General features: G+C 44.0%; 20 protein-coding genes. 12 read left to right on the top strand and 8 right to left on the bottom strand.

Annotated features, from left to right (window positions below):
* Positions 1–9 precede the first annotated feature (9 nt).
* The 3 genes from WAE59_RS00815 to WAE59_RS00805 all read right to left on the bottom strand — a co-directional run bounded on the left by WAE59_RS00815 (position 10) and on the right by WAE59_RS00805 (position 3,305).
* Entirely contained in the window at positions 10–435 is a 426-nt protein-coding gene (locus WAE59_RS00815; RefSeq protein WP_337854018.1) for a DoxX family protein, read from the bottom strand.
* A gap of 67 nt (positions 436–502) precedes the next feature.
* Positions 503–1,108, bottom strand: coding sequence for a TetR/AcrR family transcriptional regulator (locus WAE59_RS00810; protein ID WP_337854017.1), 606 nt, complete (start codon positions 1,106–1,108; stop codon positions 503–505).
* A 109-nt stretch (positions 1,109–1,217) separates the two neighbouring features.
* Positions 1,218–3,305 carry a hypothetical protein gene (locus WAE59_RS00805; RefSeq protein ID WP_337854016.1) on the bottom strand — a complete coding sequence of 696 codons (2,088 nt, stop codon included), beginning with the start codon at positions 3,303–3,305 and terminating at the stop codon, positions 1,218–1,220.
* 326 nt (positions 3,306–3,631) lie between these two features.
* Between WAE59_RS00805 and WAE59_RS00800 the strand changes: the two genes are divergently transcribed.
* On the top strand, positions 3,632–4,021 hold the full coding sequence (locus WAE59_RS00800; RefSeq protein ID WP_337854015.1) for a DMT family transporter: 390 nt from the start codon (positions 3,632–3,634) through the stop codon (positions 4,019–4,021).
* Between the two features lie 66 nt (positions 4,022–4,087).
* Here WAE59_RS00800 and WAE59_RS00795 read toward each other — a convergent pair whose 3' ends face one another.
* A complete protein-coding gene (locus WAE59_RS00795) occupies positions 4,088–4,390 on the bottom strand; it encodes a hypothetical protein (RefSeq protein WP_337854014.1) in 303 nt (100 codons plus the stop codon).
* Between the two features lie 126 nt (positions 4,391–4,516).
* Between WAE59_RS00795 and WAE59_RS00790 the strand changes: the two genes are divergently transcribed.
* Entirely contained in the window at positions 4,517–5,083 is a 567-nt protein-coding gene (locus tag WAE59_RS00790; RefSeq protein WP_337854013.1) for a hypothetical protein, read from the top strand.
* A gap of 1 nt (position 5,084) precedes the next feature.
* Positions 5,085–6,620, top strand: coding sequence for a flotillin family protein (locus WAE59_RS00785; RefSeq protein ID WP_337854012.1), 1,536 nt, complete (start codon positions 5,085–5,087; stop codon positions 6,618–6,620).
* 74 nt (positions 6,621–6,694) lie between these two features.
* Here the strand turns inward: WAE59_RS00785 and WAE59_RS00780 are convergent, their stop codons facing one another.
* On the bottom strand, positions 6,695–7,141 hold the full coding sequence (locus WAE59_RS00780; RefSeq protein WP_337854011.1) for a KTSC domain-containing protein: 447 nt from the start codon (positions 7,139–7,141) through the stop codon (positions 6,695–6,697).
* Positions 7,142–7,273: 132 nt separating this feature from the next.
* Here WAE59_RS00780 and WAE59_RS00775 point away from each other — a divergent pair, with 132 nt between their 5' ends.
* Entirely contained in the window at positions 7,274–7,699 is a 426-nt protein-coding gene (locus WAE59_RS00775) for an acyl-CoA thioesterase (protein ID WP_337854010.1), read from the top strand.
* 37 nt (positions 7,700–7,736) lie between these two features.
* Here the strand turns inward: WAE59_RS00775 and WAE59_RS00770 are convergent, their stop codons facing one another.
* Positions 7,737–8,498 carry a hypothetical protein gene (locus WAE59_RS00770; RefSeq protein WP_337854009.1) on the bottom strand — a complete coding sequence of 254 codons (762 nt, stop codon included), beginning with the start codon at positions 8,496–8,498 and terminating at the stop codon, positions 7,737–7,739.
* Between the two features lie 90 nt (positions 8,499–8,588).
* Positions 8,589–9,242: a phosphatase PAP2-related protein gene (locus WAE59_RS00765; protein ID WP_337854008.1), complete on the bottom strand. Its 654-nt coding sequence runs from the start codon at positions 9,240–9,242 to the stop codon at positions 8,589–8,591.
* A 340-nt stretch (positions 9,243–9,582) separates the two neighbouring features.
* Here WAE59_RS00765 and WAE59_RS00760 point away from each other — a divergent pair, with 340 nt between their 5' ends.
* The 8 genes from WAE59_RS00760 (at position 9,583) to WAE59_RS00725 (ending at position 19,155) form a co-directional block, all read left to right on the top strand.
* On the top strand, positions 9,583–10,125 hold the full coding sequence (locus WAE59_RS00760; protein WP_337854007.1) for a hypothetical protein: 543 nt from the start codon (positions 9,583–9,585) through the stop codon (positions 10,123–10,125).
* A gap of 96 nt (positions 10,126–10,221) precedes the next feature.
* Positions 10,222–10,722 (top strand): DinB family protein, encoded by a 501-nt coding sequence (locus tag WAE59_RS00755; RefSeq protein WP_337854006.1) that lies wholly within the window; start codon positions 10,222–10,224, stop codon positions 10,720–10,722.
* A 36-nt stretch (positions 10,723–10,758) separates the two neighbouring features.
* Complete coding sequence (locus tag WAE59_RS00750; RefSeq protein WP_337854005.1) at positions 10,759–11,439, top strand: response regulator transcription factor; 681 nt, start codon at positions 10,759–10,761, stop codon at positions 11,437–11,439.
* Positions 11,440–11,445: 6 nt separating this feature from the next.
* Entirely contained in the window at positions 11,446–12,798 is a 1,353-nt protein-coding gene (locus WAE59_RS00745; protein ID WP_337854004.1) for a sensor histidine kinase, read from the top strand.
* A gap of 47 nt (positions 12,799–12,845) precedes the next feature.
* The gene (locus WAE59_RS00740) at positions 12,846–14,114 is read left to right on the top strand and encodes a TolC family protein (RefSeq protein ID WP_337854003.1); all 1,269 of its coding nucleotides are present in this window, start codon (positions 12,846–12,848) and stop codon (positions 14,112–14,114) included.
* A 6-nt stretch (positions 14,115–14,120) separates the two neighbouring features.
* Complete coding sequence (locus tag WAE59_RS00735) at positions 14,121–15,215, top strand: efflux RND transporter periplasmic adaptor subunit (RefSeq protein WP_337854002.1); 1,095 nt, start codon at positions 14,121–14,123, stop codon at positions 15,213–15,215.
* Positions 15,216–15,243: 28 nt separating this feature from the next.
* Complete coding sequence (locus tag WAE59_RS00730; protein WP_337854001.1) at positions 15,244–18,384, top strand: efflux RND transporter permease subunit; 3,141 nt, start codon at positions 15,244–15,246, stop codon at positions 18,382–18,384.
* A gap of 45 nt (positions 18,385–18,429) precedes the next feature.
* A complete protein-coding gene (locus tag WAE59_RS00725; protein ID WP_337854000.1) occupies positions 18,430–19,155 on the top strand; it encodes an SRPBCC family protein in 726 nt (241 codons plus the stop codon).
* On the opposite strand, the gene WAE59_RS00720 is transcribed toward WAE59_RS00725, so the two are convergent.
* The gene (locus tag WAE59_RS00720) at positions 19,152–19,676 is read right to left on the bottom strand and encodes a DUF5362 family protein (RefSeq protein WP_337853999.1); all 525 of its coding nucleotides are present in this window, start codon (positions 19,674–19,676) and stop codon (positions 19,152–19,154) included. The genes WAE59_RS00725 and WAE59_RS00720 overlap by 4 nt on opposite strands.
* Between the last annotated feature and the right edge of the window lie 5 nt (positions 19,677–19,681).

Genomic DNA, 19,681 nt, shown 5'->3' with positions numbered 1-19,681 from the left:
CAAACGAAATTAGCGTCTGCGTCCCGATTTTCCGATCAGGCTATCTACACTATATCTCCCGGGACCTGCCACCAACAGGAACAGGTATACAATCAGGTAATGAAGTCCCATTTCTTTCGTACCAAAATCATCTGCTGCATGAACTATAAATACCGCTACGATCATGGTGATGATTAAAGGAATCAAGGCGAAACGGGTGGCCAAGCCCAACAGGAGCAATATGGAACAGAAAAACTCCGCAAACACGGTCAGGTATAAAGAAACAGCAGTACCAATACCAATTGGGTCTCCAAACTGGATTGGCCCTCCTGAAGTGATCATCACCAGTTTTCCGTAACCGTGAGTAATCATAAATACAGCAAAAGCCACCCGTAAGAGGAGGAGCATGAAATGAACGCTGTTGTTATTAAAATTGGTATTGAATAACTTCTTCATTTTTTAGAATTCTTTGTCAGTTTATAATTATGAGTTAATCTTTACCTGTAAATATATAATTTTATAGCTAAACTGTAACGAGGGAACTGATAAATCCCGAAATCGCATCCTGAAGGATCATTTTTTTACTCTCGTCAGGTTTCCCCTCCTTCTGGATCATTTGTATAGATACCAGGCCATGCAGTATCGAAAGGTAAGTATGGTATTTTAGAAAAAAATCTGTGTCTTTCCTGCTGCTCATGGCAATCGCTTCTTTGATCGTGGAAATCATCACCGTAGCCATCTGCTTCATTTCGGCGATCTGGTTTACCCTGTCACAGGCTGGAATCCCCAGCCCAAACATCAGCTGATAATATTCTTTATGTTCAAATGCAAAGTCCCAGTAAGCATGCGCCATGGCCTCCAGCTGTGCTGCAGGCTCCAAATGCCTTCCCTTCACTTCTGCAAGTGTATCGGCCAGCTTTTCAAAACCTTCTTTTGTAAATTCAAGTAATATTGCTTCTTTGTTTTCAAAATGATTATAGATCACAGGAATGCTGTACTCAATGGCATCGGCTATTTTCCGTATTGACAAAGACTGCCATCCATCACTCAAAACCTGCAACCAGGCAGCTTCTAATATACTCGCCCTGAATTCTTCTTTTTGTCTGATTTTACGTTCTGCAATCCCCATGACCTGTCAATTTGGTTAACACTGTTATCAAAAATAAGCGGTATATCTTTTGAATAAAAATATACCGCTGTTTTCTGACTTAAGGAAAACAAATTCCCATCAGGGGTTACTAAGGCTGGATGTAAAATGTTTGGCTGAATGCACCATTTGCTGCAATATCCCAAGCCGCAACCCTTAACCATTTACGACCTTTCAGATTGGCCTTGAACTGGAAAAGCTGATCACCAAATGCTTTAGTCTTAGTCAGATCTATTTTTTCCTGGTATACGCGCAGTCCGTCACCAGACACCACCTCTATAAAGTTCATAGGAAAAGTCCAGCGCAGCTTTACTGCCACATCAGCAGTACCGTCTGCAGCCAGGCTTAAGGTTTCTCCCGAATGCTTACCATTCACCTTCAGCTCAGGCATCAGCACCTCTCCGGTACTGGAGAAGAATTTTCCTTTCTGCATCGCCTCTACTACCGGCTTCCAGCCTTCTTTATAGTCTGGTATCTTATCAAGCATCAGGTAGTTGACATTGTTGTGCGCATACATCTCATTCTGATGGGTAATCGTAAACAGATCTGCCTCTGCAATCACTGTCTTTTTCAGACCCCAATTATTCATATCGTCCAGCAGTCCCAGTACACGTCCGCCCAGACGAGGTTGCGACAGGTCTGCAGGCATGGCCTTCCAGGCAGCCCCCATAAAGCGGTCAGACAAGAAAAAGTCTTCCTGTGCGTATACATCGGGCGCGTTCACGGAACCTTTAGTACGCGCATGTGCCGTCCAGGCCAGCCCTTGCTCGTCTTCCAGCAATTTCAGCATGTCCTTTTTATCTCCCACATGGTACACCTTACCAAACCCAGGTCGGTCTTCCACATAAGGCACACCTTTATCTCTCGACATCACCCAATAAACCGGCTTAGGGAAGATTTGGAGCCAATGACCACCAAAGAATTCATTGGGTTCCTCACCTGGCATCAGGAGAAAATCCCGGTCAGACAAGCGCTCACATTGTTCAAAGAGCGCTTTCAACTCTTTGAGACGTTTCTCGTCCGGTCCTTTTGGGTTTGCGGTATAATGAAACTCACCCAAATGCACCATATCTACTCCCAGACGTTTAAAAACCTCTACAAACTCTGGCTTTTCGGGGATAGGCTTTCCTGCAAGTACTACATTCATAATGAATTCATTATGAAAGTGACTAGACATGGTTTTAAATCCAGGCAGCTTTACATATTTATCGTTATTAGTAAACCGCTTTACCGCTGTAAAAGCATCTGCAGCATCCTGATCGGTCAACAAGCAGAAGAAATTCATGCGTTGTTTGCTGTTTGGCGGGGCATTGAACCAAGGCACGAAACGGTTGTCTCCTTTTAGTTCCTGGCGGATTCCCATTCCATAACCGGGAGCCATATCCCGATAGTTATTGCCGTACCAGGTAAACTTTAAGTTGAAAGCTTCATCCAGGGGATAAAAATATTGATGTGGCGCGGGGAACAAGGCTAAAGTACCCTGCGCACTGCTGGCCGTAATGCTTCGGTATTTCACCGCCAGGTCTTTTGCAGCATTAGATTTATCCACTGTTGCATGTACCAAGGTGTCACCTGTATTGGTCCAGGAAATTTGCTTCCAGCTATCTGCCTTATTCAGCAAACCTGCATCGTAAACCACCGCAGTTGCATCTACATCTGTACTCATTACAGCTGCCACATTGAACAATGGACTCCCATTGTAGAAGGTGATTTCCAATACACCTTCGAAGCGTTCACACTGCATTTCACCAATTCGGATTATGGTATGGCTACCTTCAGTCCTCACAGCAGCGGTCTTCTTCTTAAACTGCACTGGAAAGCTCTTAAAAGGTTTTAGCGGAACTTTATCAAAAAAAATATTCCAGCCATTTTGAGACAACAGATCTCTTTTACCAATACTCAAAATAAAAGTAGGATCTAAATTTTCAGAGATTAGTTTCTGACTGGCACCTTTATTCAAAGCAATTTTTTGAAAGAGGGGTTTTGAAGCAGAAAGATCCAGGACAACAGTTCCTTTTTGTCCGGCGGCGGTTGGCCATTTAAACTCCAAAAGGTTGCCTTTAACCTGTAGTTCGGCTTCATTTTTTGGATTGAACTGGCGTGTATCTACCTTAATTTGGGCGCTACAAATGGTGATTTCGGCTAAAAAAAACAGAAGGGTAAAGTTTATTAGTTTCATATTCGGTTGTGTTAGAAGCCGTAACTTACGACTTTTAAAACTAGGAAGCAAGCATACAACTACGTCAGGTGGAAACCAAAGTCGAGGCAAAATGTTATAGAACTAGACGAATTTGTCATATAAATTTATGTTACGCGAATACAATTCTTCCATTAGTGACTGATTACATTTGAAGATGTGTTAAGGATGCGCCTATAATTGAAACGCATTCGCTTCCACCCGCGTTTTAGCCTGGATCGTTGCCGTATCATTCAAAGACGATCCAAGCTCGAACGTGCCACGTTGTAAACTTGAAGATGACCTAAAAGCATCCTAGGCACAGGTACATGAAAAACTACGACAGCAAGCTGATCAACTATTACCAAATGCTTGGTGGCACTGTAGGCCTTGGAATACTGATGCCCTTCTACCTTCACTTTTTTCCGGTCTCAACACTGCTTCCGGGTTTAGAAGATATAGGGTACTTATTACTACTATCGTTATTTTGTACCGTAGCATTGTACATCATGTTTGCAGAATCATTGAAACGGATTCCTGCGTTCACCGTTAACCTGAGCTTCAATCTGGAACCGATCTATGCGATCATCATGGCATTTCTGTTCTTCTCCGAAGGGAAACAAGTCAATTTGTCTTTTTATGCAGGACTATTCTTTGTCGGGACGTCTGTCCTTTTGCAAACGCTCATGAACATTAGCGGTAAGCAAAAGTTAAACTAAGAGCTAAAAAAGCGAAAGTTAAGTTCTATCCTTGACTTTCGCTTTTGAAATCACAATACATTTTTATTAAATATTCTTGGGATTGTAACTCCCGTTTTCCCGATCGTTTCCATAATTCAGTGCATCGTTCTGCTGATCTGCAGATGAGTCGCTTTCCTTCGTTTCTTTTTCTTTCGCTTCCCGCATTTCTTTGATGCTCAAATTCGCATCAATGTTATGTTCACGTTTGTCTTCTCTGCCTTTTAAAGGCTTATGCTCGTCCTGATGCCCCAAAAATCCAGGATCAACATCTGCATTTTCAAAATGGGCATCATCATTCAATTGATTGTTTTCAGGCGCTGTAGCCTTGTCTTTATCGTGGGTTTCCATAGTTTGATGTTTTAAGGTTTACACACTATAAACAAGCCTGGCAATCTATGGTTTTGAGTTTCGCAACGACCAGATACCTACAACATCAGATTTCCTAAATTCAAAAAAAATGTTATTTTTACGGTAATGGATTATTTTAACACCCTCGAACCGCTCTTACGCACCTTTTGGTATATCGCCATTCCCGTAAGCGCCATCTTTGCTATTCAGACCATAATGACCTTTTTAGGTTCAGATGCGGCGGACGGACTTGATGCCGATTTTGACGGCGATCTGGAACATGGCGATGAGCCTTTTCAACTGTTCACTTTCCGGAACCTGATTAATTTTCTACTGGGACTCAGCTGGACAGGAATTTCATTATACAATACCATTCCCAACAGAACCATATTAGTTGCGCTTTCGCTGGGCGTAGGAATGGCATTCATCACATTGTTCTTCATGATCATCAAACAGCTCCAGAAACTGGCCGAAGACAATACATTTAAAATAGAAAGCACTCTTAAAAAAACCGCCACAGTTTATCTGCGCATTCCAGCCAGCAGAACGGGCAATGGAAAAGTCCAGATCAGCATCAACGGTGCCTTCAGGGAACTCGATGCCGTCACAAACGGTGACTCAATAGAAAGCGGAGCAAGTGTCCTCATCGTCAATATAGTTAATCAAAATTTAGTACAAGTAGAAAGAATCTAGTATGGAAAACGCTTTACAGTCCCCACTGACCATTATTCTGGTCTTAGTCATTGTTATTTTTGTTACCTTTTCGGCGCTAATTGCCCGCTATAAAAGGTGTCCTTCAGATAAAATATTGGTCATCTATGGAAAAACAGGCGGAACTTCTGCCAAATGTATCCATGGCGGCGGCGCATTTATCTGGCCTGTCATTCAGGATTATGCTTACCTGGACCTCAAACCCATCTCAATTGAGGCTAACCTGGTGAATGCACTGAGCCGTCAAAATATCCGTGTGGATGTGCCCTGCAGATTTACCATTGCCATCTCTACCGAAAGCGACAGTATGAACAATGCTGCTGAACGTTTGCTCGGGCTGGCACCTGGTGATATCCAGGAACTGGCTAAAGATATCCTGTTTGGACAGTTGCGCCTGGTGATCGCCACCATGACCATTGAAGAGATCAACTCGGACCGGGACAAATTCCTGGACAACATCTCCAAGAACGTAGATACCGAACTGAAAAAAATCGGCTTAAAACTGATCAACGTCAACGTAACCGATATAAAGGACGAATCCGGCTACATTGAAGCACTGGGCAAGGAAGCTGCGGCAAAAGCCATCAATGAGGCCTTAATCAGCGTCGCGGAACAAACCAAGATCGGCGAAACCGGAAAGGCCATTGCGGACAGGGAAAAAGATGTACAGATTGCGGAAACGCTGCGTGAACGTGATGTCAAGATTGCCATCACCCAAAAGGACCGTGAGATCAGCATTGCAAATGCTTCCAAAGACGAGAAGATCGGTAAGGCAGAGGCAGATAGGGATTCCAGGATCAAAATGTCCGAAGCCAATGCCATCGCCGTAAAAGGAGAAAACGAAGCAAGAATAGATATTGCCAACTCCGATGCACTTCGTCGTGAAAAAGAAGCAGAATCGATGAAGATCGCAGTATCTGCAGAGAAAGTGCAACAGGCACAGGCCTTACAGTCAGCTTATATGGCTGAACAAAAGGCAGAGCTTGCCCGTTCTGAGCGCGAGCGTTCTACCCAGATCGCCAACATCGTGATACCCGCAGAAATTGCCAAGCAACGGGCAATCATCCAGGCGCAGGCCGATGCAGAGACCATCAGGGAAAATGCAAAAGGTGAAGCCGACGCTATTTTTGCAAAAATGGAAGCGGAAGCGAAAGGTTTATTTGAGATACTGACTAAACAAGCTGAAGGTTACCGCGAAGTAGTTGCTGCCGCAGGTGGCGACCCTACCAAAGCTTTCCAGCTGCTGCTGATTGAGAAACTACCGGAGTTGGTAAGAACGCAGGTAGAAGCAGTGAAAAACATCAAGATCGACAAGATCACCGTTTGGGATTCCGGTAATGGTGGTGCTGAAAATGGCAATTCATCAACAGCGAATTTTGTATCGGGAATGATGAAGACTGTCCCTCCGTTGAATGACCTGTTCAATATGGCCGGACTCAACCTCCCGACGTACCTGAAAGGTGCGGAAGAAAGTACTTCAGCTCCAACAAATGCAACAAACGATAAACCAGTGGTTTAGATGAGCAATAGATTACCCATGCAAAGCCCCCTGATGAAGACACCAGAGGGCTTTGCATTTATATGAGATTTTGCTTAGGCTGTTGCCAGCTTAGCTATATTTCTGTAAGGAAATTCGTTGAAGATGTGACGACGTGCGAAACGGCCCGGAGAATCTGCATTCACCAATTTCACGTACACTGCTTTTGGTACACCAAAATACTCGTAAGCGCTGCCATCTAGAAATTTCACGGTCAGCACAAGCCCTTTCCATTCGTAATCTGCGATTCCGCAGCTTGCAGTGGTCTGGTCATATTCTTCTTTAGAAAGCGCCAGTGTTTCCGGAGCAATACTCACCAAAAAATGATAAGCTTCGATGATCTCCTTGCTTTTGATCTCCGCCTCCAGTTTAGCCTCCTCGCTATCCTGAAATTTATCAGGATGAAATTCTTTCATCAAATTCCTGTAAATGGTCTTTAACTCTTTCAATTCGGCATCCTTCTGTACACCCAATAACTTCCTATAATCTACTATCTTTTTCATAAAATTTGCGCAAAGATAAGTCAAAACTTTAGGTAAACCTATTGTTTTCAATTAATTAAAAAGATTGACCTCTGAGCTACAAATCCTATAGTCCACACACTTATATTTAAAGCAGAACCAATTCCTGATAAAATGAAGAACCTCAGCTTAAGATGGTCTGATCTGGATGCAAACTACCATTTGAGACATAGCGCTTATTATGACCTTGCAGCACAAGAAAGGATAGAAATCCTTCATCAATATGGCATCAGCATCTCCATGATGAAAGACCAGCATGTTGGCCCGGTCTTATTCAAAGAACAATGTGAATTTAAGAGAGAAATCCACCTCAATTCTAAGATACATATCCTGACCAAACTATTAAAAATGAAAAGGGATGGATCATTTTGGGTGATTCAACACGAATTTCTTTCAGAAGATCATCAGCTCCATGCCGTGCTGAAAGTCGAGGGAAGCTGGATAGACACGGTCAAAAGAAAACTGGCCAGACCCGTGCCTGAAGTGATTTTTAATGGTCTGGAAAGCTTTCCAAAGACGGATGATTTTGAATACCTGTAAGCACATCTTTGCTTACAGGATTCTTTCTCCTGGGGGATTAGCGATTATAGGTATCTACCGCATTTTCCAGATTCAGCGAAGCTTTGCGGTGGACGAAAAAACCAGCGATGCTGAATCCGCCCCCTATCCCCAATAATGCTAAACTGGGTACAAAATTTGGGCTTTTATGGTTTATGGATCCCGGTGGTCTGTTAAAGAACTCTTCTGAAGACTCGCCTCCTTTTGTTCCGGTAATGACAAACGAAACCAAACTCGCAACCAGAGAGGCACCCCCCGCAGTATACAACAGGTTCCTGGTATTCAGGCTTCTTCTGTAGGCTTTGAGAAAGTCCATACTGGCCGCATGATCTGCCATATCTGCACTTAGGTTTCTGTAATTCACTCTCTTAAGGTCGGAATAGCCTTTATTATAGTACATACTTACGTTAATAGACTGATCAAACTTACCTGGATATGCGTACCTCCGGTCATACCAGCTATCATCGTATACCACTTCTTGAAAAAGGTTGATTTTTCCTTCGACAATGCGTTCTGAAAAACTGGTTTCTCCAAGTATACTCGTCTTTCTGGTATTCGCAAAAAAACCATTTCGGTTGTTGAAGAATTTCACGCCCCTTAGAGGAACAACTCTTGAATCGGCCCTTAACTGCCATCCCCCCATGATGTCCGGGCGCAGTCGAACCTGCTCAGCATAGATAACTGAGTCGGAATAGAGGTAAATAAAATTTCGGGATCCGTCCACCTGGGCGCGGGCGCTTAGGCCATAGCAAGCCATGGCGATAATGAGCATTTTTTTCATATCGGTTTCTATTTGTGTGTAACCAATACTACACAAATAGTTTCCCACATATCAGATTGTAAACAATAAAATACAAAAAATAATCTGCCTCTAGTGCTCAGAAGGGCATTTATGCAGTTTGCATACAATGGAACACACCTTCACCCCCATGTACCAAAATAAAATACTGAAAACGGGGGCTGCAATCACATCGAGGCTATAATGGATGTGTTGCACCAAAACAAGTATGGCCATCATAGCGGAAGCCGAAAAAGCAATCATCTTGTCTTTCTTGCCTGGCAGACATAAGCCAATTAAAAACAAAGTTGAAACATGACCAGAAAAGAACAGGTCCTTTGTAATGTTTTCCGCATGATAAAAGATGATTGTGAAAGGATCTACCAGGTCAATCAGCCCTTCAGGAGGATCTAGTGAGACAATACTGATCGTGAGCAAACGGGTCATGCATAAAAAAATATAGGCCCAGCTGAGCCTCACAAATATCTCCGGGGACCTTACCATCCTGGTAATGGCAAGCGCAATGGTAGCGTATAGCACAACAAATATCCAAATGGAAACATCTCTTGCAGGCACCATACGCAAAACCGGATCCATGAGCAACTTGCCCTGACGTTGTTGTACAAAGGAGAAGAATACAGGGAAACCAATAACAATTAAGATGAGAATGCTCCCGGATAGAAAAATGCTTTTTCTGAAAAATGAATTACTCCATTGGTTTGCCCACAAATTCTTACCCGTGTTCATGTAGATCTTAGCATTTTTCTGCTAAAGATAAAGAACTAAAATTAAAATGGAATTAAAATTAAATTAACATGAGCCGGAGCTTCTCTGCAACCTGCAGTCAGAGAATTGACATCACAAAAACGAGGCAAAGCCACGCCGCAGTACATAAAATATACGCGGGTCGGTCAAAACCCGCTTTCTTCAACTTTAAGTTCAAGCCTTTCCAATTGGTAGTCGCCAAGCCAAATAATATTTCTAAAATTGCACCCATACCTTAATGATTTGATACTAAGATAACAAAAATCTAGTCAGCCTCAGCACCTATTTTGTTTTTATAAAACCTAGCCTTAGATTTGCAGATATGTCAAAAAGAACCTACTTCCTCTCATTAGTGATGTTACTGCTTTTCATTTCGGCCTTTACGTTTGGCCCATTGAATGCTCAAAATGCAAAAAGCGATGCCCCGACGAAGACGCATTACTTCTTAAATAAAACTGAAATTGCCCCACAGTCCATTCAGTTCTTCAATGTAAGACACATCGATTCGATCAAGACCATGTTGAAAAAAAGCACAAGGGGTATCGATACCACTGTGGTTTTATATTCGAGCAAAAGAGACAGCCTCATTAGCTTCGATCAAGTCATGGACGATTATTTCGTAGAACCTGAAGTCAGGCATTTCAAAATCAACACACCAAATTACCTTGGCGTAGAAGAACCTGCGAAACTCCTGTTTTCAGCAGACGGCGTGAGCAACCTGATCGTTTACAGACCTAAAGACCACAATCCAGGATACATCAATATTTCCAGCGAACTGGAATTTACGGGGGGAAAACCGGAGGTTAGGGAAAAAATGATCGCCCTGATCAATAAATGGAACAATTTGCCGAAGCCAGTGCAATAAAAAGTTACTTTATAAAAATAGACTGCCATAGGGTTGTCAGTAGCGGTTGTTTTCTTTGTAATAGAAAATAATTGATAACCTTAAAAGCATCACATCATGACTACTTCAGCTGTAACTACCGCATTCTCTACTACTTCAGACATCCTCAACGCATGGCTGGGACACCGCCGCCTGACCCGCCGTGTGATAGAAGCCTTTCCCGAAAAGGAGCTCTATGAATTCAATATCGGCGGAATGCGTTCATTTGCTGATATGGTAAAAGAGCTGATCGACATTTCCGGGCCGGGCGTGAAAGGACTGGCAACGCAGGAATGGCCCGATGGCAGCAATTTTAGCCATGTAGCTAAAGAAGTGGCTCCAACAAAATCGGATTTACTGGCTTTGTTTGATCAGGGAACTGAGCAGATCAGCACTTATCTGCCCCAAATTCCGGAAGAATATATGCAGGAAACAGTGATGGCTTTTGGCGCTTATGAAGGCCAGGTCTATTCAACCATTTTGTATTTGATCGACAATGAGATTCACCACCGCGCACAAGGTACTGTATATCTCCGTGCACTTGGAATCGAGCCTCCTGCATTCTGGAACAGGGACTAATTTCCTTAAAATAATTATCTGCTATATTTGCATCCTATGATTAGGATAGGACTAGCAGAAGATGATATCAAAATTGCCGAGCTGATAAAAACCGGTTTGGAAGAACACCAGTACCATGTGACTTCCAAACCGGATGGCAATGCTGCATTGAGCGAATTCCTGACCAACGAGTATGAACTGCTCATTTTGGATGTGATGATGCCCGGAATGGATGGCGTAGAGCTATGCCGTAAACTAAGGGCTGAGGGACGACAAGTCCCGATCTTATTGCTTACTGCTTTGGGAGCTATTGACGATAAAGTGCTTGGGTTCAAATCTGGTGCCGACGACTACCTGGTGAAGCCCTTTCACTTCAAAGAATTATTGGTCAGGATCGAAGCGCTCTTAAGAAGAAACACACCTATACCACTACCAGGGGCAGGTCACCTGCTTATATTTGAAGACATCAGCCTGGATACGCTGAGCAAAGAGGTTTTCCGCGATGGCAAAAGCATCTCGCTTACAGCCAAGGAATTTACACTTCTGGAACTGTTCCTAAGAAATCCAAACAGGCTATTGTCCAGGCAATACATTGCCGAACAGGCTTGGGACATCAATTTTGAAACCGGTACTAACGTGATTGATGTGTATGTCAACTTTCTCCGCAACAAAATAGAAAAGGGTTTTGGCCGTAAAGTAATTCACACTAAGATCAATATGGGTTACATCCTAAAATAGTGCAGTATGAAAATCAAAGACCGCCTGGCACTTTATTTCACACTCACCAGCACTTTAATGCTACTCTCGGTCCTCTGTGCAGTTTATTTTATATTCCTGAAATTTATGGAATCCGATTTCTTCGCCAGGCTCACCGACCGGACTATGGTGACAGCCAAACTGTATCTGGAAGCCGACGAAATATCACAGGAGGCCCTGGAGAAAGTCCGCAACCAATACCTTGTAAAACTCAATGGCGAAGTCATCCGCATTTACAATTCGAAAAATAATGCTTCGTTTATAGGTGACGACCAACAGTACTGGACCAATCAAACCATCAACAAGGTACGGAAAGAAGGCCGCTTGCAGTTTAAAGACGGGAATAGGCAGGTAGTAGGCATTTTTTATAAGGACAACCAGGGTGATTTTGTCATTCTGGCTTCAGCCGTAGACCAGAGTACCTTTTACCGCTTGGAGAAATTACGCAACATCATGGTGATTACCTTCGTGATGATTTTTATCATACTCCTGCTCTCTGCAAGATGGATCGCCAGAAAAATCCTGCGTCCGCTTGATTATTTTATCGATGATGTGAAGCAGATCAAATCCAACAACCTCGATTTCAGAGTAGCTGAACGCGAGAGTAAAGATGAGATCATGCTGCTGGCCAAAAACTTCAATAACCTGATGGCTCACCTCGAAAATGCTTTTGTATTGCAAAAAACCTTCATTTCCAATGCGTCGCATGAACTCAGGACACCAGTGACGCGGATGATGATCGGTGCAGAAATCAGTCTATCCAGGGAACGGGAAAAGTCTGACTATAAAAAAGCACTGGAGGAGGTACTGGAAGAAGCAGAAAAGATGAACAACATCATATCTGGCCTCGTAGAGCTGGCGCAATCTGACCTCGAATTCGGCTCATCGCAAATACAAACCGTAGATCTGGAAGCCCTGCTCAATGAGCTGCAAAAAGAATGGACGGCAAAAATTAATAAAGGAAAACTGCATTTGAAAGTTGATCAAATGGCCGGCAGAGGATTTGAGATCCAGGCAAATCCCACACTACTGATGATAGCCATCAACAACATCGTCAGTAACGCTTTTAAGTTCTCTGACAACCAAGATGTATCTTGTCTGTTATCAGCCAGGGGCAAGCAACTGCTACTGACGATCACAGACCAGGGGCCAGGTATTCGACCGGAAATACGCAAAGACATCTTCAAACCTTTCTTCAGCGGAGCAGAACTGGAAGCACAGCGCGGAAATGGTATGGGCCTGTACATGTCTTCTAAAATCATTCAGCTTTTCAAAGGCCAGCTGGAAGTCAGTTCGGAGCTGGGCAAAGGCAGCACCTTTAGCATTTTAATCCCCTTTTAATTTCGGTTTAATTCGACTTTAATCCGGCTCAAATAGCTTTGCCGGAGATGAAAAAACAACTTACCCTACTTGGCCTGTGCCTATGTGGTTTTATTTCCTTCGGTGTAGCACAGGATACTCTGAAGCTGGATCTCCGTGCCGCGGAGAAAATGTTCCTGGAAAAAAACTACCAGCTCATCGCTCAGCACTATGAGACTGAACAGGCCAGGGCCGAGGTAATCACCGCCAAACTATTCGACAATCCAGAGATTGGCTACGAAAGTTTATTGTACAATCCCGAAACAAAGAAGTTTTTCCAGAACCGTATGCCCAATGGCCAGTTTACCGCAGAAATTTCCTGGCTCCTTAAACTGGCTGGCAAAAGAAATAAGAACATACAATTGGCTGGAACGGGAGTGCAATTACAGGAATATGCCTATTTCGACCTCATGCGCACCTTACGTTTTGATTTACGTACGGCATTTTACAAAGGGCATTACGCACAGGAATCTGCCAAAGTATACCGACAACAACTGAATGCCTTAGAGCAGCTGCTCGTTAGTTCTGAGCAACAGCTCAAAATGGGCAATATCGCATTAAAAGATATCCTCAGAATAAAATCTCAGGTCTATGCGCTCCGTTCAGAATACCTGAGCCTTTCCAATGAAATTGCCGGACTGGAGAGTGAGCTGAAGACACTGACAGGCATCAACACTGTAATACCTATCGCTTTCATCCTACCGAACGACCTGTCGGTAAATACTAAAATTGAAATCCCTCCTTATCAAGAGCTGTTAGAAACAGCAAGAACACAGCGTGCGGATTTAAAAGCGGCCAACGCAACCATCAGCTACGCAGAAAAAAACTTGCAGTTACAAAAAGCGATGGCCGTACCGGACATTGAGTTGTCACTTACCTACGACCAGCAGGCTAACTATCCGATACATTATAGCGGATTAGGCATTAAAATGCCCTTGCCATTGTTCAACAGGAATCAAGGCGAGATCAAAAAGGCGAAAATTGCAATTGATGCGGGAAGAAATGCGCTGAAGCAACAGCAAATGACCGTAGAGCAGGAAGTTTTCAAGAGCTATTCGGCTGCACAACGTACAGAGCAGCTGTACGAGGGGATGGATCAGCAATTTGGAGTTGATTTCACCAAGCTCATCGGCGAGGTGACCCGAAATTTTAGCAGCAGGAACATTAGTCTCCTGGAATTTCTGGACTTCTACGACTCTTATCGGGAAAACATGCTCCAGCTAAATAACCTGAAATATGAACGTATGAATGCTAAAGAAGAAATCAACTACGTAACCGGTTCTACCATTTTTAAATAACAGAAAATGCATATCTTCATCAAATACACCGGCAGATTTGCCCTGGCTGCCAGCTTATCATTTTTAGCCAGTTGCAGCAATTCCAAAACTGAACCTGTTTCTGATCATTTCGAAATTACGGATTCGCTGATTAGTAAATTACTGGTAGATACAGTAGCCCCGGCAAATAAAACCACAAGCCTGACCTTCTCTGCCAAAATCACTGCAGACGAAGAACGTAAAGCAGAAATCTTTCCCATGGTCAGCGGCACGGTGCAGCATGTAGCGGTGCGTTCCGGCGATAAAGTAAGCAAGGGACAGGTACTCGCTAGTGTGATCAGCGCAGAGATGGCCGGTTACGATAAAGAGGTGATCAGCTCAGCAGCAGAACTCAACAATGCAGAGCGCAACCTGATCCAGGCCAGGGATTTATATAAAAGTGGTCTTTATTCTGCCAGAGAACTGAAAGATGCTGAAAACGACTTTCTGATCAAGCAGGCAGAAAACAAACGTGCTAAGGCTACCCTAAAATTGAATGGTGGAAATAACAATGGCCTCTACACCATTAAATCTCCATTAAACGGTGTGATCATCGAAAAGAATGTCACGAGCAGCATGCAGTTAAGGCCCGATAATGACAACAGCCTGTTTACCATAGCTGACCTGTCCAATGTCTGGGCGCTCATCAATATCTATGAATCTGACATATCAGGCATCAGTCCTGGAGACATTGTAGACCTTTCCGTGCTCTCCTATCCCAACAAAACTTTCCAGGGCAGCATCGAAAAAGTATACAACCAGCTAGACGATGAAAGTAAGGTGATGAACGCAAGGGTCAACATACAAAACCCCGGTCAGCTGTTGAAACCTGGTATGATGGCTACCGCAAAAGTAGCCGCCAAATCGGGCACAGATCTACCTGTAGTCAATTCCAGAGGGATCATTTTTGATGACAATAAGCACTATGTACTGGTGCTGAATGCAAATAACAAAATCAGTATCAAACCGGTAGAGATCTGGCGCAAGGTGGCCGACAAAGTATACATCAGCAAAGGGCTTCAGGCAGGTGAGCGCATCATTGCCTCCAAACAAGTTTTCTTATATGAGAGCTTGAAAAACTAACCTGATTTCATTTCCTTAAGACTTTACAATGAATAAATTCATTAAGAACATCATTGGCTTTTCCCTGAAGAACAAATACTTCATATTCTTTGCCACCTTTATAATGATCCTTTCCGGATACCTTAGCTTCAAGAAAACCACCATAGAGGCCTTTCCTGATGTGACCAACACCAACATTACAATAATTACTCAATGGCCGGGCCGCAGCGCCGAAGAAGTAGAGAAGTTTGTGAGCAGGCCGCTGGAGATTGCGATGAACCCCACGGAAAAAAGAACAAGCATCCGTTCCTCTTCCCTATTTGGCTTGTCCATTGTGAAAATCACATTTGAAGATGACGTCGACTATGCTTTTGCAAGGGTGCAGGTCAACAACCACATTGAAGAAGCAGACCTGCCAGATGGACTTCAACCGGAGATCCAGCCTCCTTACGGTCCTACCGGAGAGATTTTCAGGTACACATTGAGTAGCGATATAAAAACTGTGAAGGAACTAAAGACACTGCAGGACTGGGTGATCCAGCGCGAGCTGCTCTCTGTTCCCGGCATCGCCGATGTGGTGAGCTTTGGTGGAGAGGTAAAAACCTACCAGATTACGGTAGACCCTCAAAAATCTATACAATATGGTGTAACAGCAACAGAGCTCTTTGAAGCGGTATCTAAAAGCAATATCAATGTAGGTGGTGATGTGATTGTTCAAAGCGGACAAGCCTATGTAGTACGCGGAATCGGAATCTTGAACAATATTGACGAAATCCGAAATGTGGTAGTCGATAATTTCAACGGTACTCCGATTTACGTAAAGACCATCGCAGAAATATCAGAATCGGCCCTGCCACGTCTCGGACAGGTAGGCCGGGATCTGGATCCCGATGTCGTAGAAGGTATTGTAGTGATGCGCAAAGGCGAGAATCCCAGTGAGGTGATATCCCGTCTGAAAGATAAGATCGCAGAAGTCAATGCCAATGTGCTTCCCGATGATGTAAAAATCCATTCCTTCTATGATCGCGAGGACCTCGTCAATTACGCCACCCACACCGTAATGGGCAATATGCTGGAAGGGATCATTTTCGTAACACTGATCGTCTTTCTGTTTATGGCCGACTGGCGTACGACCCTTATCGTTTCCATCATTATCCCACTGGCGCTGCTGTTCGCTTTTATTTGCCTCAAATTGAAAGGTATGTCGGCCAACTTACTGTCGATGGGCGCAATTGATTTTGGAATCATCATTGATGGTGCAGTGGTAATGGTCGAAGGCATTTTTGTGGCGCTGGACCACAGAGCGAAACAAGAAGGGATGGAGAAGTTCAACAGGATTAGCAAGCTGGGCCTGATCAAAAAGGCCTGCCTGGAAAATGGAAAGGGCATCTTCTTTGCCAAGCTCATCATCATTACCGGATTACTGCCTATTTTTACCTTTGAAAAAGTGGAAGGTAAAATGTTTTCCCCACTGGCATGGACACTGAGTTTTGCCCTTCTCGGCGCCCTGCTGCTTACATTTACCCTGGTACCGGCACTGGCCAGTGTACTGCTCCGGAAAAATGTACGTGAGAAGCATAACCTGTTCCTGGATTTCATCAGTAAATATGTTATGATGTTTTATGAACGTTGCTTTAAGTTCAGAAAACTGGCCTTTGGCTTTTCCATGGTCATGCTGGTATTGGGCCTGTTCAGCTTCAGATTTCTCGGTACGGAATTCCTGCCTACACTGGATGAGGGTTCTATCTATGTTCGCGCTACCGGTCCTCTGAGTATTTCCCTGGATGAGACAAAAAAACTGTCCAACGAGATGAGAAAGATCTTTTTGAGTTTCGAGGAGGTTAAGCAAGTGATGTCGCAGACCGGCAGACCCAATGATGGTACCGATGCCACAGGTTTCTACAACATGGAATTCCATGTAGACATTTACCCAAAAAAAGAATGGAAACGGAAACAAAGCAAGGAGCAGTTGATCGAAAGGATGCAGGAAAAATTAAAGCGCTTTCCCGGCATCAGCCTCAATTTTTCCCAACCGATCTCTGATAATGTGGAAGAAGCAGTTTCCGGAGTAAAAGGCTCCATCGTCGTAAAGCTATTTGGCGACGATTTCCAGTTCATAGAACAGGAGGAAGAAAAAATTGAGAAGATACTGAAAACGGTAGAGGGAATTGAGGATCTGGGTATCCTCAGGAACCTGGGCCAACCCGAATTACAGATCAACCTGGATCAAAAGAAAATGGCGCTCTACGGTGTGAGTACTGCAGACGCGAATGCCGTCATAGAAATGGCCATAGGTGGAAAAGCAGCAACGGAAATATATGAAGGCGAAAGGAAATTTGACCTCATCATCCGCTATCCGGAAGATTTTAGAAAAGATGAGACAGACATAGCCAAACTACGCATCCCGACCTTATCAGGATCAAAGGTGCCACTTTCAGAGATCGCCTCCATTAAAAAGATCACAGGGCCAAGTATGATCTACCGCGATAAACACAAGCGATATGGTGCCATCAAATTTTCCATCCGGGGAAGGGATATGGGCAGTGTGATTGCCGAAGCCCAGTCTAAAGTGAAGGCAGAGATCAAGTTACCAAAAGCCTATCAAATGGAATGGGCAGGCGATTTTGAGAACCAGCAGCGGGCAACCAGCAGGTTATCACAGGCTGTACCAGTGAGTCTGCTCCTGATTTTCTTCATCCTGTTCGTATTGTTTGGCAATATCAAAGATTCCCTGCTGGTGCTCAATAATGTTCCTTTTGCAATGATCGGCGGCATACTGGCGCTGTTGATTACTGGTGTCAATTTTAATATTTCCGCTGGCATTGGCTTCATTGCGCTGTTCGGAATCTGCGTACAAAACGGGGTCATCCTGATCTCAAGATTTAAAAGCAATATGGCAGAACTGAAGCAGCGCGCTGACTGGAGCTTTGCAGATGCGCTGAAAGATGGAGTGGCCAGCAGGATGCGGCCTGTAATCATGACTGCTATGATGGCTGCAATAGGTCTAATGCCGGCTGCACTGTCGACGGGCATCGGTTCAGAAGCTTCTAAGCCCCTGGCTATTGTAGTCATCGGTGGTTTGATCACCAATACCCTGTTTAATCTTTTTGTGTATCCCATCGTCTTTTACTGGTCTTATCAAAAGAAGGCTTCCCAGGTAAAACCGGATCGGATCATTGAAGGCATTTAAAACTTATCGGCCTGCAGAATGTTATTGCTAAACAAAATTTAGCTTATGCAAACACCTGAAAGCCATATGGAATTGAAATCGGGCAGATTCTCAATAGAAAAATATCATTACGAAAACATTGGCCTGTCCGAACGCATGGTATCTATGTTCCTCAGCGGGGTATTGATGACGCGCGGGATTAAAAAGCCCTTCAAAGGTCAGTTCTTATGCGGAGCTTATATGGCTTACAGGGCGTTTACTGGACGATGCCTGATTTACGAACAACTGGGCATCGACGCCAGCAAGCCCCGCGCAGTCAACATCAGGGGCTCATTTGAAATCGCAAGGCCAGCGGCGGAGGTATATGCCTATTGGAGAAACCTCAAAGATCTCCCGGGAAGGATAAAGCATCTATTAGATATAAAAATTAAAGACGATCAACTTTCCCATTGGAAGGCCGCAGTGATGGGCAATTTATTTTCAGTGGACTGGGACGCAGAGATCGTAAAGGATGAACCGGGTCAACTCATCGGCTGGAGAGCCGCACAGGGTTCCATTTTCCAGCATGTGGGCAGAATTCAGTTTGAAGAAACAGAAGACGGACAAGCCACTGTGATGAAAATGGTGCTTTCCTACCATCCCCCTATAGGAGGCCTTGGTCTGGGACTAGCCAGGCTGCTGAACCCATATTTTGAAAGTTTGCTAAAGAAGGAGATCAAAAATTTCAAGTATGCCATCGAATCTGTAAACGGCCGCAGCCAAGTGGAACTTGTTCCTCCGGTTTTGGTTTAAATTCCTGTGCTTACTGTCGCATAGATGGCCACAACGATGGAGAGTCCATAAAATGCAATCATTACTATGGTAAGTATGGCCCAAAACTTGAAGAAAGACTTCATTTTGGCAGTTGCGGTAACCAGGCTTTCCTGATCGCCATAAAGTACTGCATTTTTTGTTGCAGTAGCGTATTTAAAGAGCATCAGGCTCGGATAAAAATAGATCAGTGCACAGAGCAACATCATGACCATCAACATCGTACTTCCCAACTGCGCCATTTGTTGCCCGCCTGGAGTTTGGTTCAGCGCGGTTTCGAAAGCGGAGGCACTAAAGGCAATCATGATCAGCACACCAGTCATCAGAAAACCAATAATTGCCAAAAACCTGGCCCATTTAGCAGTCTCATAAAGGTAACTGCGCATGTCTTCTGTGACTACTAATGTAATTTGTTCCTGCTGTAAATTTTCCTGGTCCTCTTCCTGTAAATGCTCCATATTTAGTTGCGCTAGTTTTTTAGGCTTGTTCGCCTTGCTAAACATAAAGA

The organism is Pedobacter sp. GR22-6 (assembly GCF_037402555.1).
GTDB lineage: Bacteria > Bacteroidota > Bacteroidia > Sphingobacteriales > Sphingobacteriaceae > Pedobacter.
Note: the sequence above shows the minus strand (reverse complement) of the source record. Positions and strands in the feature narration are given on the sequence as shown.